The sequence below is a fragment of the Streptomyces macrolidinus genome (assembly GCF_023887685.1).
Classification (GTDB): domain Bacteria; phylum Actinomycetota; class Actinomycetes; order Streptomycetales; family Streptomycetaceae; genus Streptomyces; species Streptomyces macrolidinus.
Genome location: NZ_JAMWMR010000001.1, coordinates 177,297 through 199,958 on the forward strand (window position 1 = coordinate 177,297; position 22,662 = coordinate 199,958).

At 70.8% G+C, this 22,662-nt stretch carries 22 protein-coding genes; 11 read left to right on the top strand and 11 right to left on the bottom strand.

The window, feature by feature from the left end; genetic code table 11:
* Positions 1 to 13: 13 nt before the first annotated feature.
* From NGF19_RS00850 to NGF19_RS00860, 3 genes are all read left to right on the top strand, one after another.
* Positions 14 to 631: an SACE_7040 family transcriptional regulator gene (locus tag NGF19_RS00850; protein WP_252421420.1), complete on the top strand. Its 618-nt coding sequence runs from the start codon at positions 14 to 16 to the stop codon at positions 629 to 631.
* 176 nt (positions 632 to 807) lie between these two features.
* Entirely contained in the window at positions 808 to 1,965 is a 1,158-nt protein-coding gene (locus NGF19_RS00855; protein ID WP_252421727.1) for an acyl-CoA dehydrogenase family protein, read from the top strand.
* 51 nt (positions 1,966 to 2,016) lie between these two features.
* The gene (locus tag NGF19_RS00860; protein WP_252421421.1) at positions 2,017 to 2,898 is read left to right on the top strand and encodes an acyl-CoA thioesterase; all 882 of its coding nucleotides are present in this window, start codon (positions 2,017 to 2,019) and stop codon (positions 2,896 to 2,898) included.
* Between the two features lie 52 nt (positions 2,899 to 2,950).
* On the opposite strand, the gene NGF19_RS00865 is transcribed toward NGF19_RS00860, so the two are convergent.
* Both NGF19_RS00865 and NGF19_RS00870 read right to left on the bottom strand, forming a co-directional pair.
* Positions 2,951 to 3,748 carry a phosphatase gene (locus NGF19_RS00865; RefSeq protein WP_252421422.1) on the bottom strand — a complete coding sequence of 266 codons (798 nt, stop codon included), beginning with the start codon at positions 3,746 to 3,748 and terminating at the stop codon, positions 2,951 to 2,953.
* A gap of 71 nt (positions 3,749 to 3,819) precedes the next feature.
* Positions 3,820 to 5,319, bottom strand: a complete 1,500-nt coding sequence (locus NGF19_RS00870; RefSeq protein ID WP_252421423.1) for a PucR family transcriptional regulator — start codon at positions 5,317 to 5,319, stop codon at positions 3,820 to 3,822.
* 193 nt (positions 5,320 to 5,512) lie between these two features.
* On the opposite strand from NGF19_RS00870, the gene speB reads away from it, so the two are divergent.
* On the top strand, positions 5,513 to 6,490 hold the full coding sequence (gene speB / locus NGF19_RS00875; protein WP_252421728.1) for an agmatinase: 978 nt from the start codon (positions 5,513 to 5,515) through the stop codon (positions 6,488 to 6,490).
* 4 nt (positions 6,491 to 6,494) lie between these two features.
* On the opposite strand, the gene NGF19_RS00880 is transcribed toward speB, so the two are convergent.
* Positions 6,495 to 7,418, bottom strand: a complete 924-nt coding sequence (locus NGF19_RS00880; RefSeq protein WP_372505534.1) for a serine hydrolase — start codon at positions 7,416 to 7,418, stop codon at positions 6,495 to 6,497.
* A gap of 61 nt (positions 7,419 to 7,479) precedes the next feature.
* Complete coding sequence (locus tag NGF19_RS00885; RefSeq protein WP_252421424.1) at positions 7,480 to 7,827, bottom strand: hypothetical protein; 348 nt, start codon at positions 7,825 to 7,827, stop codon at positions 7,480 to 7,482.
* Positions 7,828 to 7,955: 128 nt separating this feature from the next.
* On the opposite strand from NGF19_RS00885, the gene NGF19_RS00890 reads away from it, so the two are divergent.
* Together NGF19_RS00890 and NGF19_RS00895 are read left to right on the top strand one after the other, a co-directional pair.
* Positions 7,956 to 8,750 carry a helix-turn-helix domain-containing protein gene (locus NGF19_RS00890; protein WP_252421425.1) on the top strand — a complete coding sequence of 265 codons (795 nt, stop codon included), beginning with the start codon at positions 7,956 to 7,958 and terminating at the stop codon, positions 8,748 to 8,750.
* Positions 8,743 to 8,964, top strand: a complete 222-nt coding sequence (locus NGF19_RS00895; RefSeq protein ID WP_252421426.1) for a DUF397 domain-containing protein — start codon at positions 8,743 to 8,745, stop codon at positions 8,962 to 8,964. Before NGF19_RS00890 ends, NGF19_RS00895 begins: the two co-directional genes overlap by 8 nt.
* Here NGF19_RS00895 and NGF19_RS00900 read toward each other — a convergent pair.
* The 4 genes from NGF19_RS00900 to NGF19_RS00920 all read right to left on the bottom strand — a co-directional run bounded on the left by NGF19_RS00900 (position 8,939) and on the right by NGF19_RS00920 (position 10,527).
* Positions 8,939 to 9,259 carry a DUF1048 domain-containing protein gene (locus NGF19_RS00900; protein WP_252421427.1) on the bottom strand — a complete coding sequence of 107 codons (321 nt, stop codon included), beginning with the start codon at positions 9,257 to 9,259 and terminating at the stop codon, positions 8,939 to 8,941. The genes NGF19_RS00895 and NGF19_RS00900 overlap by 26 nt on opposite strands.
* A gap of 1 nt (position 9,260) precedes the next feature.
* Complete coding sequence (locus NGF19_RS00905; RefSeq protein ID WP_252421730.1) at positions 9,261 to 9,617, bottom strand: DUF1048 domain-containing protein; 357 nt, start codon at positions 9,615 to 9,617, stop codon at positions 9,261 to 9,263.
* Positions 9,614 to 9,940, bottom strand: coding sequence for a PadR family transcriptional regulator (locus NGF19_RS00910; protein WP_252421428.1), 327 nt, complete (start codon positions 9,938 to 9,940; stop codon positions 9,614 to 9,616). Before NGF19_RS00910 ends, NGF19_RS00905 begins: the two co-directional genes overlap by 4 nt.
* A gap of 359 nt (positions 9,941 to 10,299) precedes the next feature.
* Positions 10,300 to 10,527 (bottom strand): DUF6087 family protein, encoded by a 228-nt coding sequence (locus NGF19_RS00920; RefSeq protein ID WP_252421429.1) that lies wholly within the window; start codon positions 10,525 to 10,527, stop codon positions 10,300 to 10,302.
* Between the two features lie 191 nt (positions 10,528 to 10,718).
* Between NGF19_RS00920 and NGF19_RS00925 the strand changes: the two genes are divergently transcribed.
* From NGF19_RS00925 to NGF19_RS00935, 3 genes are all read left to right on the top strand, one after another.
* Positions 10,719 to 14,480 carry an ABC transporter ATP-binding protein gene (locus NGF19_RS00925; protein ID WP_252421430.1) on the top strand — a complete coding sequence of 1,254 codons (3,762 nt, stop codon included), beginning with the start codon at positions 10,719 to 10,721 and terminating at the stop codon, positions 14,478 to 14,480.
* 72 nt (positions 14,481 to 14,552) lie between these two features.
* Entirely contained in the window at positions 14,553 to 14,948 is a 396-nt protein-coding gene (locus NGF19_RS00930; protein ID WP_252421431.1) for a hypothetical protein, read from the top strand.
* Positions 14,949 to 15,060: 112 nt separating this feature from the next.
* The gene (locus NGF19_RS00935; RefSeq protein ID WP_252421432.1) at positions 15,061 to 16,485 is read left to right on the top strand and encodes a S28 family serine protease; all 1,425 of its coding nucleotides are present in this window, start codon (positions 15,061 to 15,063) and stop codon (positions 16,483 to 16,485) included.
* 69 nt (positions 16,486 to 16,554) lie between these two features.
* On the opposite strand, the gene NGF19_RS00940 is transcribed toward NGF19_RS00935, so the two are convergent.
* Both NGF19_RS00940 and NGF19_RS00945 read right to left on the bottom strand, forming a co-directional pair.
* Positions 16,555 to 18,432: a glycoside hydrolase family 3 protein gene (locus NGF19_RS00940; protein WP_252421433.1), complete on the bottom strand. Its 1,878-nt coding sequence runs from the start codon at positions 18,430 to 18,432 to the stop codon at positions 16,555 to 16,557.
* Positions 18,433 to 18,813: 381 nt separating this feature from the next.
* The gene (locus NGF19_RS00945; protein ID WP_252421435.1) at positions 18,814 to 19,731 is read right to left on the bottom strand and encodes a LysR family transcriptional regulator; all 918 of its coding nucleotides are present in this window, start codon (positions 19,729 to 19,731) and stop codon (positions 18,814 to 18,816) included.
* Between the two features lie 88 nt (positions 19,732 to 19,819).
* On the opposite strand from NGF19_RS00945, the gene NGF19_RS00950 reads away from it, so the two are divergent.
* Positions 19,820 to 20,761: an EamA family transporter gene (locus NGF19_RS00950; RefSeq protein WP_252421437.1), complete on the top strand. Its 942-nt coding sequence runs from the start codon at positions 19,820 to 19,822 to the stop codon at positions 20,759 to 20,761.
* A gap of 58 nt (positions 20,762 to 20,819) precedes the next feature.
* Positions 20,820 to 21,455 (top strand): GNAT family N-acetyltransferase, encoded by a 636-nt coding sequence (locus NGF19_RS00955; protein WP_252421438.1) that lies wholly within the window; start codon positions 20,820 to 20,822, stop codon positions 21,453 to 21,455.
* An 8-nt stretch (positions 21,456 to 21,463) separates the two neighbouring features.
* On the opposite strand, the gene NGF19_RS00960 is transcribed toward NGF19_RS00955, so the two are convergent.
* On the bottom strand, positions 21,464 to 22,654 hold the full coding sequence (locus tag NGF19_RS00960) for an MFS transporter (RefSeq protein WP_252421440.1): 1,191 nt from the start codon (positions 22,652 to 22,654) through the stop codon (positions 21,464 to 21,466).
* Positions 22,655 to 22,662 lie beyond the last annotated feature (8 nt).

The window sequence follows — 22,662 nt, forward strand, 5'->3', positions numbered from 1 at the left end:
TAGAATCGATTCCATGGCCACCAGAATCGACGGCCCCACCCGTCGTGAGCAGATCCTCAAGGAGGCCGCGCGGCTGTTCGCCGAGCGCGGCTTCCACGGCGTCGGGGTCGACGAGATAGGTGCCGCGGTCGGCATCAGCGGACCCGGCCTCTACCGCCACTTCGCGGGCAAGGACGCGATGCTCGCCGAGCTGCTCGTGGGCATCAGCGGGCAGTTGCTGACCGGGGCCAGGCGACGGCTCGCCGAGGCCGACGGGGGCGGGGACGGCACGGACCGGAACCCCGAGGAGGTCCTCGACTCGCTGATCGAGGGGCACATCGACTTCGCGCTCGACGACCGTCCCCTGATCACCCTGCACGACCGCGAGCTGGACCGCCTCCGCGACAGCGACCGCAAGCTGGTGCGCCAGCTCCAGCGGCAGTACGTCGAGCTGTGGGTGGAGATCGTCCGCGAGATGTACCCCGCGCTCGCCGAGCCGAGCGCGCGCTCGGCGGTCCACTCGGTGTTCGGCCTGCTCAACTCCACACCCCACCTGGGCCGCCCGGGCTCCCCCCTGCCCGGCCGTGACACGATGGCGACGCTCCTGCACCGCATGGCCAGGGGTGCCTTCGCCGCGGCCGGGACGGCGTGAGCCGGGCGGGCAACTCCCCGCGGCCTCAGCGGCCTCGGCGGAGCGCCGGGGCTGCTCCGGCAGCGTGACGAGCGTTACGGGCCCCACCGCTCCCTCGCTCTGGACTCCCGTCCTTACTCGCCGGTACGGTGCACTCTGAGCAAGCGCTTAGGCATAGCCCGATGGAGGTGGCGGCGGTGCGCCGTACGGTGTTCAACGAGGATCACGAGGCGTTCCGGGAGACCCTGCGCGCCTTCATCGAGGCCGAGGTCGTGCCGGTGTACGACGAGTGGTTCGCCGCCGGCCAGGCGCCGCGCGAGTTCTACTACCAGCTCGCCGAGCTGGGCGTCTTCGGCATCAACGTCCCCGAGGAGTTCGGCGGCGCCGGCCTGGACACCCACAAGTTCGAGGCCGTCATCTACGAGGAGACCGCCCGCGCGGGTGTCACCTTCGGCGGCTCGGGCGTGCACACGCTGCTCGGCCTGCCGTACATCAAGCTGCTCGCCACCGACGAGCAGAAGAAGCGGTACCTGCCGAAGTTCGTCTCCGGTGAGGAGATGTGGGGCATCGCGATGACCGAGCCGGGCACCGGCTCCGACCTCGCGGGCATGAAGACCACCGCCAAGCTCTCCGAGGACGGCACGCACTACGTCCTCAACGGCGCCAAGACCTTCATCACCGGCGGCGTCCACGCCGACCGCATGATCGTCTGCGCCCGCACCGACGCGCCCACCGCCGAGGACCGCCGCCACGGCATCTCCCTCTTCGTCGTCGACACCAAGGCCGAGGGCTACTCCATCGGACGCAAGCTCGACAAGCTCGGCCTGCGCGTCTCGGACACCGCCGAACTGGCCTTCGTGGACGTCAAGGTGCCCGCCGAGGACCTGCTCGGCGAGGAGAACAAGGGCTTCTCCTACCTCGGCCACAACCTCGCCTCCGAGCGCTGGGGCATCGCCTTCGGCGCCTACGCGCAGGCCAAGGCCGCGATCCGGTTCGCCAAGGAGTACGTCAAGGAGCGCACGGTCTTCGGCAAGCCCGTCGCCTCCTTCCAGAACACCAAGTTCGAACTGGCCGCCTGCCAGGCCGAGGTGGACGCCGCCGAGGCCGTCGTGGACCGCGCCACCGAGGCCCTCGACGCCGGTGAGCTGACCGCCGCCGAGGCCGCCTCCGCCAAGCTGTTCTGCACCGAGGTCGCGCACCGCGTGATCGACCGCTGCCTCCAGCTCCACGGCGGCTACGGCTTCATGAACGAGTACCCGATCGCCCGCCTGTACGCCGACAACCGCGTCAACCGCATCTACGGCGGCACCAGCGAGATCATGAAGTCGATCATCGCCAAGGACATGGGGCTCTAAGGCCCGCGACCGGATCGGCTCGCTCGTCGATGCCGTCCGTCAACTGACGCCATGACCCAGGCACTTCGGTCCCTGCTCGATCTGCTCGACCTGGAGCGGATCGAGCAGGACATCTTCCGCGGCCGGTCCCAGGCCGCCGTCGTCCCGCGCGTCTTCGGCGGGCAGGTGGCGGCCCAGGCGCTGCTCGCCGCCGGGCGGACGGTCCCCGCGGACCGGTTCGCGCACTCGCTGCACGCGTACTTCCTGGTCGCCGGGGACCCCGGCGCGCCCATCGTCTACACCGTCGACCGCATCCGCGACGGCCGCTCCTTCACCACCCGCCGGGTGGTCGCGATCCAGCACGGCCGGCCGATCTTCCATCTCTCCGCGTCCTTCCAGACGTACGAGGAGGGGATGGAGCACCAGGCGCCGATGCCGCCCGCGCCCGACCCGGAGACCCTGCCCAGGGGCGAGGAGCTGCTGCCGCGCTACGCCGACGTCTTCCGCGACCCGCAGGTCCTGGAGCGGCTGCTCGAAGCCCGCGCGGCCGTCGACCTGCGCTATGTGGACGAGCCGCCGTTCGCCACCGCCGGGACGGTCCGCGAGCCGCGCTCCCAGGTGTGGTTCCGCACCAACGGCAAGCTCGACGAGTACGCGGACGACCCGCTGCTGCACGTCGTCCTCGCCACGTACGTCTCCGACATGACGCTGCTCGACTCGATCCTGCTCGCGCACGGGCGCGGCGGCTGGACGACCGGCGACGTGGTCGGCGCCTCGCTGGACCACGCGATGTGGTTCCACCGCCCCTTCCGAGCCGACGAGTGGCTGCTGTACGACCAGGAGTCGCCGTCCGCGTCCGGCGGGCGCGGGCTCGGCCAGGCACGGATCTACACCCGCGACGGACGGCTCGCGATCTCGGTGATCCAGGAGGGCGTGGTCCGCGTCCCCCGCTGAGACCTCGTGTCTCGGACGGGCTCAGTGCTGAGACCCCGTGTCCCGGACGGGCTCAGTCGGTGGCCGTGAGACCGGCCTGTCCCAGCAGGTAGGCCGTCAGCGGGTCGTAGTAGCGGGGGCTCGCGACATGGTCGTCCAGCGGGACCGTCGCCTGGAGGGTGCCCTCCGCCTCCGCGAGGAACAGCGCCGGGTCGTTGCAGTCCGCGTACCCGACGGAGTCGATGCCGAGCTGTCCCGCGCAGCCCGCCCAGCCGTGGTCGGCGACGACGAGGTCGGGCAGCGGGCGGCCCTCGGCGTGCAGCCCGTTCAGGATCGCGCGCATCGGCTCGGGGGAGTGGGTGTGCCACAGCGTGGCGCCGTGCTCCAGGACGGCCACGTCGGCGAACTGCATCACGTACCCCTCGTCCGTCCGCAGCCCGTCCGGGATGACGACGATCTCGCACCCGGCCGCGCGCAGCGCCACCGCGGTGGCCCGGTGGACGTCGAGGAGCCCGCCGGGGTGCCCGGTGGCCAGCAGCACCCGCTGTTCGCCGTCGGCGGCCTTGCGCAGCCGGGCCGCGAGGCGCTCCACGGCGTCGACCGTCAGCTCCGGGTCGATGGTGTCCTGGCCGTAGCGGTGCTCGGGGTCGTCGCTGACTCCGCAGCGCTCCGCCATGACCGCGAGGACGTCCTGCTCGTCGCTCCAGCGGTCGCCGAACTCCAGGCCGAACCAGAACGCGCGGTCGCCGTTGGCCAGGCCCCGGTAGTGGGAGAGGTTGTTCTCACGGGGGGTCGCGACATGGCCCGCGATACGGGTCCGTACGAGGTGGTCGACGAGCTCGGCGCGGCTGGGCATCCCGGGTATCGGCATGGCACCCATTCTGCCGGTGCGCCGCCGCCCCTGTCCCGTGCGCTTCCCGCGCAGGCGGACGGACCGGACGGTCAGCTCGGGCCCGAGTGCCGCAGCGCGAACCACAGCTCCATGCGGACGTCCGGGTCGTCCAGGTCCGCCTCCAGCAACGCGGCACAGCGGGCGATGCGTTGGCGGACCGTGTTGCGGTGCACGGAGAGCGCCACCGCGGTGCGGTCCCAACTGCCGTGCAAGGACAGCCAGGTGCGCAGCGTCTCGGCCAGCGCGGGCGGCCGGGCGATCGGCGCGAGCAGCGTCCTTGAGTGCAGTGCGGCCTCCGCGGGCGGGACCAGGGCGGCCAGGCCCGCGCGTTCGCCGTGGCGCACCAGCGGCAGGCGCCTCGCGCGGGCGCGGGCCAGCGCGCCCGCGGCCTGCGCGTCGGCGCGGGCCCACGCGCCGGGCTCCGCCGCCGCGCTGACGCCGAGCGTCCAGCCGGGCTGGGCGGCCGGGACCCGCTCGGCCGGGACGAGGACGCGGACGACCTCACCGGCCGCGTCCACGAGCGCGGAGCCCAGCGCCGCGCCGAGCGCCGAGGCGGCCACCGCGTCCGGCGCGGGCTCGTCCCCGGCGGGCCGGGCGTGCACCACGAGCCACCGGTCCCCGCCGAGCAGCGGCGCGACCTCCTGGGGCGGGGCCCCGAGCAGCAGCCGGACGAGCGCCGAGGAGCGGGCCGCCCCGTCGGCGCTCTGGTGCTCGCCGGTGAGCAGGGACAGCAGTACGGCGGCGACCGAGGAGATCGTGTGGTCGCCCGGATCGCGGCGCGGGGAGGCGACCCCGAGGACGAAGCCCTGCCCGGTGCCGAGGGCGTACGCGGCGAGATGGGTACCGGCGACGGTGTCCGTGGCGGAGGAGGGAGCGGAGGACGGGGCGGACTCGGCTCCCCGCGGCCGTACCACCCCCGCCAGCTCCCGGAGGGCCCGGAGCGCCTGCTCCGGGGCCTGGCCCGCGCCCGCCAGCTCCGCTCCGTCCGGCCCGTACAGGACCGTACGGCCGCCCAGCCGCTGGGCCAGTCGGCGCAGCACCGAGGGCACCGGGGCCGGGCGCGCCGCCGCCGCGGCCAGGCTCTGCTGGGCCTCCGTGACCCGGCGCAGCTCGGCCAGCCGGGCCTGGGCCATGAGCTGCCACACGGCACGAGCCACGGCCGCGAACGTCGTGCGCGGCGGGACCTCGAGGAGCGGCAGCCCCTGCCGGTCGCAGGCCGCCACCAGCGCGGGCGGCACCGCGTCGTGCACGGGCGCCAGACCGAAGCCGAGCGCCGCGCCGCCCGCGGCCACGATCCGTGCGACGTAGTCATCGAAGAAGGCCGGGGAGTCCGCGGCCTCGGAGATCTGCATACCGGCCGTCAACAGCAGCTCGCCGCCCAGCAGATACGGATACGGGTCGGCCATCTCCGAGGTGTGCGCCCAGTGGACGACCGTGCCGGGGTCGGTCGGCCCGGCGATCTGCCGCAGGGCCAGGTCCTCCCGCGAGAGCAGCGCGGACAGCGGAACCGGCGGGGTGGGAGGCACCGCAGGGGAGAGTGGGTCACGCACGGTGGACGATTCCTCCGTTCCGGTCGCTTCGAGTGGAGGAAACGTACACTTCAGCGGCGTCGTGCGGCCACCTAGGGTCGGGTGCGGACCGGCAGCCGAGGCACGGGGGACGACCTGGCAGCCGAGCCACGGTTGACGACCTCGTGGACGACCTGGAGGAAGCCCGACGATGAGCAGCACCGAGAACCCGGCAATGGGCGGCGACCGGCCGCGCGGCCCCGTCGACTCGTCCCGCGTCCCGCGCTACGCGGGCCCCGCGACCTTCGCCCGGCTGCCCCGCCTGGACGAGGTCGGCGCCGCCGACGTCGCGGTGGTCGGTGTGCCGTTCGACTCCGGCGTCTCCTACCGCCCCGGCGCCCGCTTCGGCGGCAACGCGATCCGCGAGGCCTCCCGGCTGCTGCGCCCGTACAACCCGGCCCAGGACGCTTCCCCGTTCGCGCTCGCGCAGGTCGCGGACGCGGGCGACATCGCCGTGAACCCGTTCCACATCAACGAGGCCGTGGAGACGATCGAGGCCGCCGCCGACGAGCTGCTCGGCACGGGCGCCCGCCTGATGACGCTCGGCGGCGACCACACCATCGCGCTTCCGCTGCTGCGCTCGGTGGCGAAGAAGCACGGCCCGGTCGCGCTGCTCCACTTCGACGCCCATCTCGACACGTGGGACACGTACTTCGGCGCCGAGTACACCCACGGCACGCCGTTCCGCCGGGCCGTCGAGGAGGGCATCCTCGACACCTCCGCGCTCTCCCACGTCGGCACCCGCGGCCCGCTGTACGGCAAGCAGGACCTCACGGACGACGAGAAGATGGGCTTCGGCATCGTCACGTCGGCGGACGTCTACCGGCGCGGCGCGGACGAGGTCGCCGACCAGTTGCGTCAGCGCATCGGCGACCGCCCGCTGTACATCTCCATCGACATCGACTGCCTGGACCCGGCCCACGCGCCCGGCACGGGCACGCCCGAGGCCGGTGGTATGACCTCGCGCGAACTCCTGGAGATCCTGCGGGGGTTGGCGTCCTGCAACCTGGTCTCGGCGGACGTCGTGGAGGTGGCGCCCGCGTACGACCACGCGGAGATCACGTCGGTGGCCGCGTCCCACACGGCGTACGAGCTGACGACGATCATGTCCCGGCAGATCGCGGCGGCGCGCGGGGTGAACGCGGGCGCCTGACCGGTCAGTTCGCGGGGACCTCCGGGACCGCCTCCTGCGGCGTACTCGTGGGCACGTACGCCGCGGCGGCGGACGCCTTCGGCACCAGATCCTTGTGGATGGCCTTGGCCACGTTCTGGATCGTGGTGACGCCGTAGTTCATGGTGCTGTTGCCATGGGTGAGCACGGTGATCATGTAGTCGTGCCCGGCGCCCTTGAACGTACCGACGCTGTGCACGCGCCAGCCGTGCGTGGCGCGCGACAGCCAGCCGTTCTTGACGTGCACGGAGACACCGGAGGGTGTACCGGCGGGGGTGCCCCAGCGCTGCGAGGAGATGACCTTGCTCATCAACTTCAGGGCGTAGTCACGGGAGTTGTCGCTCAGTACGGAGTTCTTGGCGGTGAGGAGCTTCAGCAGCTTCTGCTCGTCCTGCACGGTGATCTGGGTCAGCCCCCAGTAGCCGCCCGCGCCCGGCTTGGTCTGGGTCATGCCCGCGGCCGAGAGGAAGCCCTTGATCTTCGTCATGCCGAGCTGCTTCCACAGCGTGCTCGTGGCGTTGTTGTCCGACTTGGTGATCATCGCTGTGGCGAGGGTGTTCTCGCGGCTCGTCAGATAGCGGTTGTGCTTCTTGGCGTCCCACAGGAGGGTGGCGAGCACGGTGACCTTGACGACGCTGGCGGAGTCGTAGGCGCTGGTGGCGCGCAGCGTGCAGGTGGTGTTGGTGCTGCGGTCGTAGAGCCCGATCGCGACGGTGCCCTTGCGGCTGCCGAGGGCCGCGGTGATGTCCTTCTTCAACTTGGCGGCGAGCCCTGCCGTGCCCGAGGTGCAACTGACGGTCGGCGCCGTGGCGGCAGCGGCGGGCGTGGCGGCGACCCCGAGCGGTATGAGCATCCCGGCCCCGAGCCCGGCGGCGAGTACACGGGCGCGCCGTGACGTGTGGTGAGTCATGAAGGGCTCCATTCCCTTGAGCGTCGGCAAGCGCGCTCCACACACGCTCGTCTCTACTGACTCATCGAGGGGACGGACAGTTGCACGCGCCCTCTTCGTCTTCGTGTTCTTCCAGGTCGTCGTACTCGAACGCGAGCAGCCGAGCCCCGCGGCTCTCGGCGATCCGGAGAACGTCGGTCAGCGAACGGTGCATCCCCGCGAGGAGATACCGGAGTTGGACCGAGGTCGCACTGTCGTCGGCGAGCATGTCGACCGCGTGCCCGAGCAGATCACCGGCCATCCCGAGCTGCACACGCTCGGCGGCGTCAGCCATCCGGGCCAGCCGCCCGGCGCCGTCCGTGATCAGGTAACAGGCCTTGCCGTCCATGCCGGTCCACGGCAGCAGCCGGGGAATCTCGATGCCGCTCATGTCGTCAACTCCTTGAATTCACCCTGGGGTCGCTATCTGTAGCAATCCACTCACAGCGTGAGACAGGCCTGGCTAGGCTCGCCAGAGAAGGGCTGGTGACGGCACTTAGGTCACAGGGAGTTGGCACATTGGGCACCATCTACGGCGACTGGCTCAAGGCGCAGCGCGAGGCCAGGGGGCTGACGCAGCAGGAACTGGCGGACATGGCGTTCATGACGCGTTCGCACATCGCGCACATCGAGGCGGGCCGTCGCGTCCCGTCCAAGGATGACGCGCGACGGCTGGACAAGGCGCTGGGCACGGGGGATGTGCTGACCAGCTTCCTGCCGGATCAGGATGTCGCGGCCCCAGACCACTTCGAGACAGTGCGACTACTGGAACAAGAGGCGGTGATGATCTGCGAGTTCGCCCTGTCGTTCGTCCCGGGCATCCTTCAGACAGAACGGTACGCACGTGCGGTTCTGAACAGACGCTTCCCTCCCGTGAGTGGAGAGGAGTGTGACAAGCGCGTCATCACGCGCCTTGAGCGCGCGCAGATCCTTGACGATCCGATGACACCCGTAGTGTGGGCTCTGCTGGACGAGGCTGTACTACGCCGTCAGATCGGTGGACCGGAGGTCATGGCAGGGCAGCTCGATCACCTTGTGCAACTCACGGAGAGCGGCCGGGTCCACGTGCACGTGATGCCGTTCACTCTTGGCAGTCACTCTCTCCTGAACAACATGGTCACCCTGATGTGGTTCGAGGACCAACCGCCTACGGCGTACACCGAGGGCCTCTACATGAGCAAGATCCACGATGACCCGTCCGTGGTCCAGGAAATGCAACATCGCTACGCTTTCGCACTGGGCGACGCACTCCCGCTCAAGGACTCACTGACTCTGCTCAGGACAACCGCAAGGGACTACGAACGTCATGGCTGACCGAACCATCTCGAACGCCGCCGCGCTGAAGGGCTGGCGCAAGTCGTCCCACAGCAACGAGAACGCCGGTAGCTGCCTCGAAGTCCTCGACGGTCACCCCTCTGGCGTCCCGGTACGCGACTCCAAGAACGTGCACGGCCCGGCGGTCGTCTTCTCCGCGGCCGACTGGTCGTCCTTCGTCACGGCCGTCAAGAAGGGCGAACTTCCCCGCTGATGGACTCCTGGTAGACGTCCGCGAAGGTGGGGGAGTCCTTGATCAGGTCGTCGCAGAACGCCGCGACGTCGTTGCCGGTGAGTTGCAGGACCCCCTTGCCCGCGGCGACACCCTCCTCGAAGAAGTCGACGATCCCGGGGAGCAGAGGTCCGTCTGGCAGGTCGACCGGTCCGACCTTGAACAGGTACCTCTGCATCTCCTTGTAGACGATCTGGTAGTCCGGCGGGAGCGCCTTGACCCGAGCCATGTGCGCCCGCCACTGCTTCTTGCCCTCGATGATGTCCTGGATGCTCACGTCAGCCTCCCAGTCGGCTCAGTTTCCTTGCGACGTTCCGGTTCAACTGCTCGCGCCACCGGTCGCGATAGGTTCGAGCGCCTTCGCCACCGGCCAGCGCCGCGCAGAAGCCGCGGATGTCGTCGCCGAGCACCTCGTGGACGCTCTGCCCGTCCGCCGCGGTCTCTTCGAGGAGCCCCAGGGCGGCGTCGAGGATCGGCATCAGATTGCGGCCGGTGAAGTCCCCGTAGGGGAAGAGATGGGCGATGATCTGTCCCCACGCTGCCCGGTAGTCGTCCGGCAGGACCTCGGCCCGAGCCTCGAACGCCTTCCATTCCCTGGTGAGATCGCTGCCTGTGACCTTCTCCCAGAAGTTCATCTCCCGCCCCCCTTGAGCTTGTCGATGCGTGATGAGACGTACTGCCACTTCGCCCAGAACTTCGCGAGCTCTTCGCGTCCGGCGTCGTTGAGCGCGTAGAACTTGCGCGGCGGACCGACCCCGGACGGTCGCTTGGTCACCTGGACGAGTCCATTCCGCTCCAGGCGCAGCAGGATGGTGTACACCGTTCCCTCGACGACGTCGGTGAAGCCCAGCTCGTTGAGCTGACGGGTGATGGCGTACCCGTAGGTCTCCTCGCTGCCGATGATCTGGAGCACGCACCCTTCGAGCGTGCCCTTCAGCATCTCCGTCAGGTCGTCCATCACCGGTCCTCCTCGACCCTGCTGGTACTACGTGATACCGAGTACCGCTATACGGTATCACCGGGTAGCGGAGGGTAGTAGCGTCTCCGCCTTGATCGTTCGCAGGGTCAGAGCGCGCGTCGGCTCCGTACACAGCGAGCTGTGCGAGCCGGGTGAACGCCCGTAAGTAGATGTCGAGTTCGCTCGGGGCCGTGATCGTCACCTTCGCCGCGAGCAGTTCCACGTGGATGCGTGAGTCATCGAAGACCGTGAACTGCTCAAGCGGCCACATGGCGCCTTCGTGAGCGGCCTGGGCGGTGGCACGGTCCGGCGGGAGGCCGTGGCCGCTCAGAACTACTCAATTCTGCGAGCGTGAAGTGTCACAGCCTTCTCTTCGACCTGAAGTCATTCAGCCACTCCTGGGTCGCCGCGAGGTCAGGGGCGGTGCCCACTACCTCGTACGAGAAGTCGTTCCACTCCTCCAGAACCCGCGGCTCGTCGGGGCGGAGGTGACCGGCGCCCCCGTTCACCGGCCGGTGACGGCGGTACTGGTCCATCGGTGGGCGCCGCCGCTTGTCGTACGCGGCGAGCGGGTCATCGGCGTCCACGCGCGGGACGGCACGCGACGGCTGGTTCGGAGGGCCGGGTCGGCGGTGCTTGCCCATGCGCTCGATGCTCTCAGATCGTCACCGGCTCCGCCGCCACCCTCACCCCCGCCGGGGCGGCGAAGGGGTCGGCGCCACCGAGGGATGAATTCCGCCCCCACCCGTGTTGGGAAGAGACGGCGAGGAAGATCGGCGTGGCGGAAGGGATCGGCGTGGCGGCGAACGAGGAGAAGCGCGGCTGGGCGCAGCGGCTCGCGGGTTATGCCTGGCGGTATCCCAAGGACGTCGTCCTCGCGCTCGGGTCCTCCCTCGGCGGTATGGCCGTCATGGCGCTCGTGCCGATGATCACCAAGGTGATCATCGATGACGTGATCGGTGACCACAGCCGGTCCATGGGGCCCTGGGCCGGTGCGCTGATCGGTGCGGCCGTCGTCGTCTACCTCCTCACCTACGTCCGGCGCTACTACGGCGGCAGGCTCGCCCTGGACGTCCAGCACGACCTGCGTACGGAGATGTACGGGACGATCACCCGGCTCGACGGGCGGCGTCAGGACCAGTTGTCCACCGGGCAGGTCGTCGGCCGGGCCACCAGCGATCTCCAGCTCATCCAGGGCCTGCTCTTCATGCTCCCGATGACCATCGGGAACGTCCTGCTGTTCCTGGTCTCCCTCGTCGTCATGGCCTGGCTGTCGATCCCGCTGACCCTGGTCGCGCTGGCCGTCGCGCCCGCCCTGTGGTTCATCGCCCGGCGCAGCCGCTCCAAGCTGCACCCGGCCACCTGGTACGCCCAGGCCCAGGCCGCCGCCGTGGCGGGCGTGGTCGACGGTGCCGTCAGCGGCGTCCGCGTGGTCAAGGGCTTCGGGCAGGAGGAGCAGGAGACCGGCAAGCTCCGCGAGGTCGGGCGCCGCCTGTTCGCCGGGCGGCTGCGCACCATACGGATGAACGCCCGCTTCACCCCCGCCCTCCAGGCCGTACCCGCCCTCGGCCAGGTCGCCATGCTCGCGCTCGGCGGCTGGCTCGCGGTGCGCGGGCACATCACGCTCGGTACCTTCGTCGCCTTCTCCTCCTACCTCGCCCAGCTCGTCGGCCCGGTCCGTATGCTCGCCGTGGTCCTCACCGTCGGCCAGCAGGCCCGCGCGGGCGTCGAGCGCGTCCTGGAGCTGATCGACACCGAGCCCTCGCTGCAGGACGGCACCCGCGACCTGCCCGCCGACGCCCCCGCGACCGTCGAGTTCGACGACGTCTCCTTCGCGTACCAGGGCAGCGCTACACAGAAGAGCACCCCGGTCCTCGACGGACTCACCTTCGAGATACGCCCCGGCGAGACCCTCGCCGTCGTCGGCTCCTCCGGCTCCGGCAAGTCGACGGTCTCGCTGCTGCTGCCCCGCTTCTACGACGTCACGCACGGTGCCGTCCTCATCGGCGGCCACGATGTGCGCGAGCTGACCCTCTCCTCGCTGCGCGCCGCGATCGGCCTGGTTCCCGAGGACTCCTTCCTCTTCTCCGACACGGTCCGCGCCAACATCGCCTACGGCCGCCCCGACGCGAGCGACGAGCAGATCGAACGGGCCGCCCGCGCCGCCCAGGCCGACCGCTTCATCACGGAACTGCCCGACGGATACGCCACCAAGGTCGGCGAGCACGGCCTCACCCTCTCCGGCGGCCAGCGCCAGCGCATCGCCCTGGCCCGCGCGATCCTCACCGACCCCCGGCTGCTGGTCCTCGACGACGCCACCTCGGCGGTGGACGCCCAGGTCGAGCACGAGATCCACGAGGCGCTGAAGCAGGTCATGGAGGGCCGTACGACCCTGCTGATCGCCCACCGGCGCTCCACGCTCAACCTCGCCGACCGCATCGCCGTCCTCGACGCCGGCCGCCTCGCCGACATCGGCACCCACGAGGAACTCCAGGAACGCTCCGCCCTGTACCGGCGGCTGCTCACCGACCCGGACGAACTCGGTGGAGTCTCGCCCGGCCACACTCTCCCCGCCACAGAGCAGGAGGGCACGACCCTCCGGGACGAGCTGGACGCCGAGTTCGACGCCGAGCGCGGGGTCACTCCGCGGCTGTGGACCGGTGACCGCGAGCCTCGCGACCACGCGCTGACCGGCACCCCGGCCACCCCCGAACTCCTCGCCCAGGTCGAGCAGTTGCCCCCCGCCACCGACACCCCCGACATAGACGAGGCCCGCGCGGCCCGCCCGGAGGAGTCGTACGGACTCACCCGGCTGCTGCGCGGCTTCGGCCTGCCCCTGCTGGCCAGCCTCGCCCTCGTCGCCGTGGACGCGGGCGCGGGCCTGCTGCTGCCGATCCTGATCCGGCACGGCATCGACCAGGGCGTCTCCCGGATGGCCCTCGGCGCGGTCTGGGCCGCGTCCCTGCTCGGCCTCGCCACCGTCCTCGTCCAGTGGGCGGCCCAGGTCGGCGAGACCCGGATGACGGGACGGACCGGCGAACGCGTCCTCTACGCGCTCCGGCTGAAGATCTTCGCCCAGCTCCAGCGGCTCGGACTCGACTACTACGAGCGGGAGTTGACCGGCAAGATCATGACGCGGATGACGACCGACGTCGACGCGCTCTCCACGTTCCTGCAGACCGGCCTCGTCACCGCCTTCGTCTCCGTCGTCACGTTCTTCGGCATCATGGCCGCGCTGCTGGTGCTCGACGTCCAGCTCGCCCTCGTCGTCTTCGCCACACTGCCCCCGCTGATCATCGGGACCGTCTTCTTCCGCCGGGCCAGCGTGAAGGCGTACGAACTCGCCCGTGAGCGGGTCTCCGGGGTCAACGCGGACCTCCAGGAGTCGGTGTCCGGGCTGCGCATCCTCCAGGCCTTCCGGCGCGAGCGGGACGGCGCGCGCAGGTTCGCGGAGGGCAGCGACGGCTACCGCCGGGCGCGCATCCGCGGCCAGTGGCTGATCTCCGTGTACTTCCCCTTCGTCCAGCTCCTGTCCTCGGTGGCCGCGGCGGCCGTGCTGATCGTGGGCGCGCACCGGGTGGAGGCCGGGACCCTGACGGCCGGTGCGCTGGTCGCCTATCTGCTGTACATCGACCTGTTCTTCGCGCCCGTGCAGCAGCTCTCCCAGGTCTTCGACGGATACCAGCAGGCCACGGTCTCGCTGGGCCGTATCCAGGAACTGCTCAGGGAGCCGACCGGCACGCAGGCCGCGAAGGAGCCGCTGCCGGTGGCGTCCGTGCGCGGCGAGATCGCCTTCGAGGACGTCGGCTTCGCGTACGGCGACGACGAGGAGGCCCTCACCGGGGTCGACCTGCGCATCCCCGCCGGGCAGACCGTCGCCTTCGTCGGCGAGACGGGCGCGGGCAAGTCGACGCTGGTGAAGCTGGTCGCCCGGTTCTACGACCCGACGCGCGGCCGGGTGCTGGTCGACGGCTCCGACATACGCTCCCTGGACCTGACCTCGTACCGGCACCGGCTCGGTGTCGTCCCGCAGGAGGCGTATCTCTTCCCCGGCACCGTCCGGGACGCCATCGCCTACGGGCGCCCGGACGCGAGCGACGCCGCGGTGGAGGCCGCCGCGCGAGCGGTCGGCGCGCACGAGATGATCGCCGGACTTGAGGGCGGCTATCTGCACGAGGTCGCCGAGCGCGGACGTAATCTGTCCGCCGGACAGCGGCAGTTGATCGCGCTGGCCCGCGCGGAACTGGTCGACCCGGACATCCTGCTTCTCGACGAGGCGACCGCCGCGCTCGACCTGGCCACCGAGGCGCAGGTCAACCAGGCGACGGACCGCCTCGCCGGACGCCGTACGACGCTCGTGGTCGCCCACCGGCTGACGACGGCCGCCCGCGCGGACCGGGTCGTCGTCATGGACCACGGCCGCGTCGCCGAGGACGGCACCCACGAGGAACTCCTGGCCAGGAACGGCCGGTACGCGCGACTGTGGCGCACCTTCGTGGGCGCACCGGAGCCGGAGGAGCCGGTCGGCTCGGCGGTGTGACGTCCGTCGCTGCAACCGCGCTAGCCCTCCCTGCGTCGTACATCAGTACGCCTGTGGTCTGGAGGGACAACCGTGGACAGTCTGGGGTTGGGGCGACGCCTGATGGTGGGCCTGGCCGTACTGACGGTGACCGGGCTCCTCGCGATGATCAGCCCGCAGAGCGCCGGGGCGGCGACCGGCACCGGCTACTGCCCCGGACGGAAGGTCCGTACGCTCCCGTTCTCCGCCGGCTCCGTGTGGGTCTTCAAGGGCAACGGCTATGTCTGCGCGGTGACGTTGGCGAAGAAGGCGGGCGCCGCCCGGCCCATGGCGGTCAGCGTGCAGGCGCGCGGCAGTCGCCCCGGCGTGGACAAGGGCCGCTACCGCCATCACGCCGGACCGGTGACCGTCCACGCCGGGCATCGCTGTGTCCGGGTACGCGGCTCGGTGGGGAAGGCCTCGGCCGACTCCGGTTGGATCCTGTGCTGACGAAGGACCGACAAGGGCTGACGAAACATTGACGCAACGTTGAATCGCCCCTGGTGCGACGGGAGTTGCTCCGCTAGGTTCCGGCGGACATCCGTGTTCAAGGGGAGGTTGCATGCGCAAGGCGCTCAGATGGCTGCTCGCGCTCATGGTGCTCATCGGCACCGTAGGCACAGCCGGGACGGCCACCGCGGCCCAGCAGGAGCCGAGCGACATCAAGGACCGGCTGCTCGCGATCCCGGGCATGAGCCTGATCGAGGAGAAGCCCTACACCGGCTATCGCTTCTTCGTCCTCAACTACACGCAGCCGACGGACCACCGGCATCCGGACCAGGGCACGTTCCAGCAGCGGATCACCGTGCTGCACAAGGACGTCTCGCGCCCCACGGTCTTCTACACCGGCGGCTACAGCGTCTCCACGACCCCGAGCCGCCGTGAGCCGACCCAGATCGTGGACGGCAACCAGGTCTCCATGGAGTACCGCTTCTTCACGCCCTCCCGCCCCGCCCCGGCCGACTGGTCCAAGCTCGACATCTGGCAGGCCGCGAGCGACCAGCACCGCATCTACGAGGCCCTCAAGCCGATCTACGGCGCCAACTGGCTCGCGACGGGCGGCTCGAAGGGCGGCATGACGGCCACGTACTACAAGCGGTTCTACCCGCGGGACATGGACGGCGTGGTCGCCTACGTCGCCCCGAACGACGTTGTCGACAAGGAGGACTCCGCCTACGACCGCTTCTTCGCGCAGGTCGGCACCAAGGAGTGCCGCGACCGGCTGAACGCGGTGCAGCGCGAGGGGCTGGTGCGCCGCAAGCCGTTGGAGAAGAAGTACCAGGCGTACGCGGCCGACAACGGCTACACCTTCGACACCATCGGCGGCCTCGACCGCGCGTACGAGGCGACGGTCCTGGACTACGTGTGGGGCTTCTGGCAGTACAGCCTGCTGTCGGACTGCGGCACGATCCCCGCGGACGCGAAGCACGCCACGGACGACGCGATCTGGAACTCGATCGAGACGATCTCCGGCTTCTCCGCCTACACCGACCAGGGCCTGGAGCCGTACACGCCGTACTACTACCAGGCGGGTACGCAGCTCGGCGCGCCGACGATCCACTTCCCCACCATCGAGAAGAAGTACATCCGTTACGGCTACCAGCCGCCGCGGAACTACGTGCCGCGCGCCATCCCGATGAAGTTCCAGCCGTCGGCGATGCGGGACGTGGACACCTGGGTCCGGCAGCACGCGGACCAGATGATGTTCGTGTACGGGCAGAACGACCCGTGGGGCTCGGAGCGCTTCCGGCTCGGCGCGGGCGCCCATGACTCCTATGTCTTCACGGCGCCGGGGATGAACCACGGGGCGAACGTCGCGGGCCTGGTGTCCGAGGAGAAGTCCCTGGCCACGGCCCGCATCCTGGACTGGGCGGGCGTCGCGTCCCCGGCGGTGACGTCGAACCCGTCGGTGGCGAAGCCGCTGGCGACCTACGACGCGAAGCTGGACCGTCGCGACATGACCCGCGAGCCCACGCTGCGTCCGTGACCATCTGACGTCACGTCACGAGTTGCGCCCGGTCGGTGTCCCGCCGACCGGGCGCAGCAGGCCTAGGACCTAGGACCTCTCGTACGACAGCCCGTACCCGAGGGGATACAGCACCTGCTCCGGGTCGTCCGCCCGCTGGACCGGCACCGGCAGCCGTCCCTGCGGCTTCACCTGTCCCGCGATCACCCGTGCTGCCGCGCGCAGTTCGACGTCCGTCCAGGAGTATGTCGCCAAGCAGGCGGCCACGTCGGGGAGTTGGGCCACGTCGTACGGGTTGCGGACGGCGACCGCGATCACCGGCTTCCCGGTGGCGACCAGTTGATCCACCAGCGTGCGCTGGGAGCTGGTCGCGCTCACGTTGTACGTGCCCACGACGACCGCGTCCGCGTCCTTCGCCGCCGCGACCGCGCTCGCGATCGTCGCCGCGGAGGGGGCCGTGCCCGTGGACCGCGCGGTGGCCGTGAAGCCCAGCGCCGTAAGGGAGTTGGCCAGTACGGTCGTGGGCGGGCCGTCGGTGCCGGACGGTGAGGCCGGGTCCGCGCCGAGGACCAGCAGCTTGCGATGCGTACGGCGGGAGAGCGGCAGCAGGTGCCGCTTGTTGACCAGCAGCGTGGTCGAGTCGTCCGCGACCCGGTCCGCGGCGCGCAGATGCGCGGGGATGCCGACCGTCTTGTCGACGCCCTCGGCGCTGACATAGGGCTGGTCGAGCAGCCCCCGCTTCGCCTTCAGCCGGAGGATGCGCAGCACCGACTCGTCGAGGCGTGCCTCGGTCAACTCACCGCCGCGCACGGCGTTCAGCACAGCGTTCCATGCGACGTCCAGGGACGGCGGGTTGAGCAGTTGGTCGACTCCGGCCTTGAGGGCGAGCACCGCCACCCGGTCGTCGCCGTACTTCTCGCGGACGCCCTGCATGCCCAGCGAGTCCGTCACCACGACGCCGTCGTAGCCCAGTTCCTCGCGCAGGATGCCGGTGAGGATCGGGTGCGACAGCGTCGCCGGGTCGCCGGAGTCGTCCAGCGCGGGGACCATGATGTGCGCGGTCATGATCGAGTCGATCCCGGCGCGGATCGCCGCGCGGAACGGCGCCGCGTCGAGCTTGTCCCACACCTCGCGGCTGTGGGTGATGACCGGGAAGCCGTAGTGGCTGTCGACGGCCGTGTCGCCATGGCCCGGGAAGTGCTTGGCGGTCGCGGCGACGCCCGAGTTCTGGTACCCGGAGACCTCCGCCGCGACCAGTCCGGCCACCGCGTCCGGGTCGGCGCCGAAGGACCGTACGCCGATCACCGGGTTGGCCGGGTTGACGTTCACGTCGGCGTCCGTGCCGTAGTCCTGGAGGATGCCGAGGGCGCGCAGTTCGGCCCCGGCGATCCGGCCGACCGTACGGGCATGGGCGCGCGAGCCCGAGGCGCCGATCGCCATCGCGCCCGGGAACAGGGTGGCGGGCTTGCCCACGCGCGCGACTATCCCGTGCTCCTGGTCCGTGGCGATGAGCACGGGCAGACCGCGGGGCAGGCCGAGGGAGGCGCGCTGGATGCCGTTGGACAGGTCCGCGATCTGGTGCGGATCACGGGTGTTGTGCGCCCAGGCGAAGTAGATGATGCCGCCCACGCGGTACTTGGCGACGAGTTCGGCGGCCGTCCGTACGCCGATCTCCTGGAGGTTGGCGTCGATGTCGGCCTGGTCGGGGGCGGTGGCCGAATGCCCGTAGACCCGCATCACGAAGAGCTGGCCGACCTTCTCCTCCAGCGTCATACGGGAGAGGAGGGCGGTCAGCCGCTTGTCGTCGCGCCCGGCGGTGTTGTCGGCAGCGCTCCCGGCGGCCAGGGCGGTGTCCGGGGCGAGGGCGAGGGTGGCGGCCACGCCCGCGGTGGCGGCGAGGACCGTACGTCTGGAGGGGTGTCTGGGGTGCTTGGGGTGTCTGGTGCTTCCCGTGCCGGAGTCGTGCACATGCGCTCCTTCCGGAGGAGATCGCTGAAGGAAACTTCCGAGGGGCCACGAATATCCGGAAAGTTTCTGCCAGTCAAGGCATCGCGCAGCCAAGGCAGCGCGCGGCAATCGCAGCGGCGATCGCAGCGTCGCGACCGCGTCCCCGCGAGGGACCGCCATCGGCGCTGTCGGAGGGGGCGCGCCGATGGCGGTGCGCTGCCGGCCGCGTGCGGCGGAGAGGGTGGTCAGCGTTCGCAGCCAGCGGCGAGGCCGACACCGCAGCGCGGAGACTCCTCCGGCAGCTTGCCGGTGGGACGAACCGGCACCCGGCGGGGTTCCCGGGAACCGGCCCGCCGCCGGAAGTCGGGACGTCTCGGGTCAGCGGGGCGCGTGTGCCGCGGTTCAGCGGGGCTCGTGTGCCGCGGCCTGGGGCCAGAACTCCTGCAGCGTGCGGACGGTCTCCGCGATCGCGGGTCGCCGGGCCGCGCCCGCGCGCCACAGCGCGTACAGCCGTCGTACGGGCATCGGGTCGAGCGGGACCTCGACGGCGCCCTCGGGCAACGGACCCCGGCCGAGGCGGGGGATGAGCGCGACGCCGAGCCCGGCGGCGACCAGCGCGACCAGGGTCGGGTTCTCCTCGGCCTGGTGGACGAGGTCCGGTTCGTGGCCGTCGGCGCGCAGGGTCCGTACGAGCCAGTCGTGGCAGACCCGGCCCGGCGGCTGGCAGACCCATCGCTCGCCGCTCAGCTCCTCGCGGCGCACGGAGGAGCGGCCTGCGAAGGGATGCCCTGCGGGGACGATCAGATCGCACAGGTCGTCGCCGATGACCGCCTGCTCGACCCCTGGCGGCGCGGGCAGCGGCGCGATGTCCCAGTCGTGCACGACGGCGAGGTCCACCATGCCCTTGGCGACGAGATCGACGGACAGATGCGGGTCGACCTCGGTGAGCCGGGCGTCCAGGGCGGGGTGCCGGGTGGCGAGGGCGGCGAGGACGGAGGGCAGCAGCCCGCGCGCGGCCGAGGCGAACGCGGCCACCGCCAGCCGCCCGGCGGGCCGCCCGCGCCGCTCCTCCAGCTCGGTCTCGGCGCGCTCCACGATCGCCAGCAACTCCTGGGCGGTGGCGGCCAGTTGATGGGCCTCCGGGGTGAGCCGCACGCCGCGCCCCTCCCGTTCGAGGAGTACGGTCCTGGTCTCCCGCTCCAGCTTGGCGATCTGCTGCGAGACGGCGGACGGGGTGTACCCGAGCGCGGTGGCGGCGGCGCCGACCGTGCCGTGGACGGAGAGGGCGTGCAGGGCGCGCAGACGCTGAAGATCGAGCAAGGCGGTGCTCCCGAATTAGCAATGCTTCATCCAACTATGCAGCAATCTTCGCTGGTGCTTCACGGTTGTCGGAGGTGATCCTCGACGCATGCGACCCGCACACCTTGCTCTCGCCGTCCTCGTCGCCGCCGTCTGGGGCGTGAACTTCACGGTCATCGAGGTCGGCCTCGGCCACTTCCCGCCGCTGCTGTTCTCGGCCCTGCGCTTCCTGGCCGCGGCCGTGCCCGCCGTGTTCTTCGTCGGCCGGCCCAAGGTGGCCTGGAAGTGGATCCTGGGCGTGGGGCTCGTGCTCGGCGTTGCCAAGTTCGGGTTGCTGTTCATCGGTATGGACGCGGGCATGCCCGCCGGTCTGTCCTCCCTGGTCCTGCAGATCCAGGCCGTCTTCACGGCCCTCATCGCCTTCGCCGTCCTCGGCGAGCGGCCCACCCGCCTGCGCGCGCTGGGCATGGCGGTGGCCCTCGGCGGGGTGGCGCTCGCGGCCGTGGACGAGGGCACGGCGGGCCCGCTCGGCGCGTTCGCCCTGGTCATCGGCGCGGCGGCCTGCTGGGGCGTGTCCAACGTGCTCACCCGCAAGGCGTCCCCGCCGGACTCGCTGAACTTCATGGTGTGGGTGTCCACCGTCCCCGTCCTGCCCCTGCTCGCCCTCTCCCTCCTGACCGAGGGCCCCTCCCGCGACCTGGACGCGCTGCGCGGCCTCGACTGGCAAGGCGTGGGCATCATCCTCTACGTCGCCTGGATCACCACGGTCTTCGGCTTCGGCGCCTGGGGCTGGCTGCTGCGCCGCCACCCCGCGTCCACGGTCGCCCCGTTCTCCCTCCTCGTCCCGGTCTTCGGCATGTCCGCCGCGACCCTGTTCCTCGGCGAATCGGTGAGCCCCCTGCGCTGGGGCGCGGCGGCACTGCTGGTGGGCGGGGTGGCCCTGACGTCGCTGGCCCCGGCGAAGTCCCGGACACGTACGGGGACTCCTTCGGCCGTCAGCGAGCCCGACGCGGTGCCGCGCGGCGACCGCCGGGAGAAGATCGCGCCGTGACCGGGCGGGCCGGGATATCCGATCGACGCTGCCGGACAGCGTGCGTCACACTCCCGCCATGACGTTCGTCCTGGAAGGACCCGTACTGGAGGGCGCGCTCGTGCGTCTGGAGCCGCTGGAGCGCCGTCATGCGACCGGCCTGGCGCTGGCGGCCGAGGAGGACCGGGACACGTACGCGTTCACGAGCGTGCCCCGGTCCCATGAGGTCGGCGCCTACATCGAGGCGCACCTCGCCCGCGCCGCCGCGGGACGGCTCGCGCCGTACGCGCAGATCGCCGTCGCCACCGGGCGGGTGGTCGGCACCACCTCGTACTGGGAGCCGCGCTGCTGGCTGTCGGAGGACCGACTCGACGCGATCGAGGTGGGGTTCACCTGGCTGGCCCGGTCGGCCCAGGGCACGGGCATCAACGCGGAGTCCAAACTGCTGCTGTTCCGGCACGCGTTCGAGGAGTGGGGCGTCGCACGTGTCGACCTGCTGTCCGACGCCCGCAACAGCCGCTCCCGCGCGGCCATCGAGAGTGTCGGAGCCCGCCTGGAGGGGGTACTGCGCAACTGGTCGCGCTCCTGGGCACCGGGCGACGAGAACCGCCTCCGGGACACCGCGGTGTACTCGATCACGGCGGAGGAGTGGCCGGAGTGCCGGGATCGACTGGAGGCGAGGGTAAGGAAGTCGGTTCTGGCGGTGGGCGGTTGAAACATCGTTCAAACTCGCTCTGCCGGTGCCGAGGGGCGGACGGTGGCAGGGTCCGCCACGGACGCGGAGCGGCGGACCAGGTCGGGCAGGACGGTGGCCAAGCCGATCACGGCCATGACCGCGCCGAGCCATAGCGGGCCACGCAAACCCCAGGCATCGATCACCACGGCGCCGATGGACGAGCCGAGGATGACCCCGAGCGTGATGAACGAGGTGTGGACGGTGTTGACCAGCGGACCGGCATTGCCGGTCCGCTGGACCCTGGTCACCATCGCCGGGTTCATGGTGACGCCGACCAGGCCTATCCCCATCATGCAGACGACGGCCGGGGCGGGCAGGTCGGCGAGGAGGGCGAAGGCGGTGAGGAAGGCCAGGTTGAGGACCAGGCCGAGGGCGAGTACGGGGACCGTGTGGCGGTCGGCGAAGCGGCCCACGACGGTGTTGCCGACGACGGTCGCGGCACCGTAGGCGATGAGCAGGAAGGGGACCGTGCCGGTGGAGAAGCCGGTGACCTCGGTGAGGACGGGGTTGAAGTAGCTGAATGCGGAGAAGGTGGCGCCGATGATGAACGTGCTGGTGGACAACACCAGCCACAGCTTGGGCTTCTTGAAGACGCCGATCTCCTCGCGGAATCCGCCACGGCCCTCGGCACGTTCGATACGGGGCACGCCGAGCAGCGTGGCCAGCGCGGCGATCACCGTGATCCCGGTGATGGTCCAGAACGCCGCGCGCCAACCGAAGTGCTCGCCGACGAGCGTGGAGAGCGGCAGGCCCAGCAGCGTGCCGAGCATCAGGCCGTTCATCGCCACGGCGATCGCCCGGCCACGGACCTCGGGGCGGGTGATCTGGGCACACATCGAGATGCCCACACCGAAGAAGGCCTGGGAGGCGATACCGGTGATGATCCGCGCGGCCAGCATCAGGCTGTAGCCGGTCGCGGTGGCGGCCAGCACGTTGCCCGCCAGGAAGATGACGAACAGCGTCAACAGGGCCGTGCGCGGCGGGAGCTTCATCAGCGCCACGGTCAGGAACGGCCCGCCCGCCGCCATGGCCACCGCGAACGCGGTGATGAGGTAGCCGATCTGCGGAACGGTCACGTTCAGACCCTCAGCCATCTGCGGCATCAGCCCGGCGACCACGAACTCACTGGTCACCATGGCGAAGATGCCGAGGGCCAGGACGTATACGGCACGAGGCACGGTGCGGG

Bases quoted from the DNA above. Each gene is read 5' to 3' on its own strand.
- NGF19_RS00850 (WP_252421420.1), top strand. From the start codon at position 14: ATGGCCACCAGAATCGACGGCCCCACCCGTCGTGAGCAGATCCTCAAG.
- NGF19_RS00860 (WP_252421421.1), top strand. From the start codon at position 2,017: ATGACCCAGGCACTTCGGTCCCTGCTCGATCTGCTCGACCTGGAGCGG.
- NGF19_RS00865 (WP_252421422.1), bottom strand. From the start codon at position 3,748: ATGCCGATACCCGGGATGCCCAGCCGCGCCGAGCTCGTCGACCACCTC.
- speB (WP_252421728.1), top strand. From the start codon at position 5,513: ATGGGCGGCGACCGGCCGCGCGGCCCCGTCGACTCGTCCCGCGTCCCG.
- NGF19_RS00880 (WP_372505534.1), bottom strand. From the start codon at position 7,418: ATGACTCACCACACGTCACGGCGCGCCCGTGTACTCGCCGCCGGGCTC.
- NGF19_RS00885 (WP_252421424.1), bottom strand. From the start codon at position 7,827: ATGAGCGGCATCGAGATTCCCCGGCTGCTGCCGTGGACCGGCATGGAC.
- NGF19_RS00895 (WP_252421426.1), top strand. From the start codon at position 8,743: ATGGCTGACCGAACCATCTCGAACGCCGCCGCGCTGAAGGGCTGGCGC.
- NGF19_RS00905 (WP_252421730.1), bottom strand. From the start codon at position 9,617: ATGAACTTCTGGGAGAAGGTCACAGGCAGCGATCTCACCAGGGAATGG.
- NGF19_RS00910 (WP_252421428.1), bottom strand. From the start codon at position 9,940: ATGGACGACCTGACGGAGATGCTGAAGGGCACGCTCGAAGGGTGCGTG.
- NGF19_RS00935 (WP_252421432.1), top strand. From the start codon at position 15,061: ATGCGCAAGGCGCTCAGATGGCTGCTCGCGCTCATGGTGCTCATCGGC.
- NGF19_RS00950 (WP_252421437.1), top strand. From the start codon at position 19,820: ATGCGACCCGCACACCTTGCTCTCGCCGTCCTCGTCGCCGCCGTCTGG.
- NGF19_RS00955 (WP_252421438.1), top strand. From the start codon at position 20,820: ATGACGTTCGTCCTGGAAGGACCCGTACTGGAGGGCGCGCTCGTGCGT.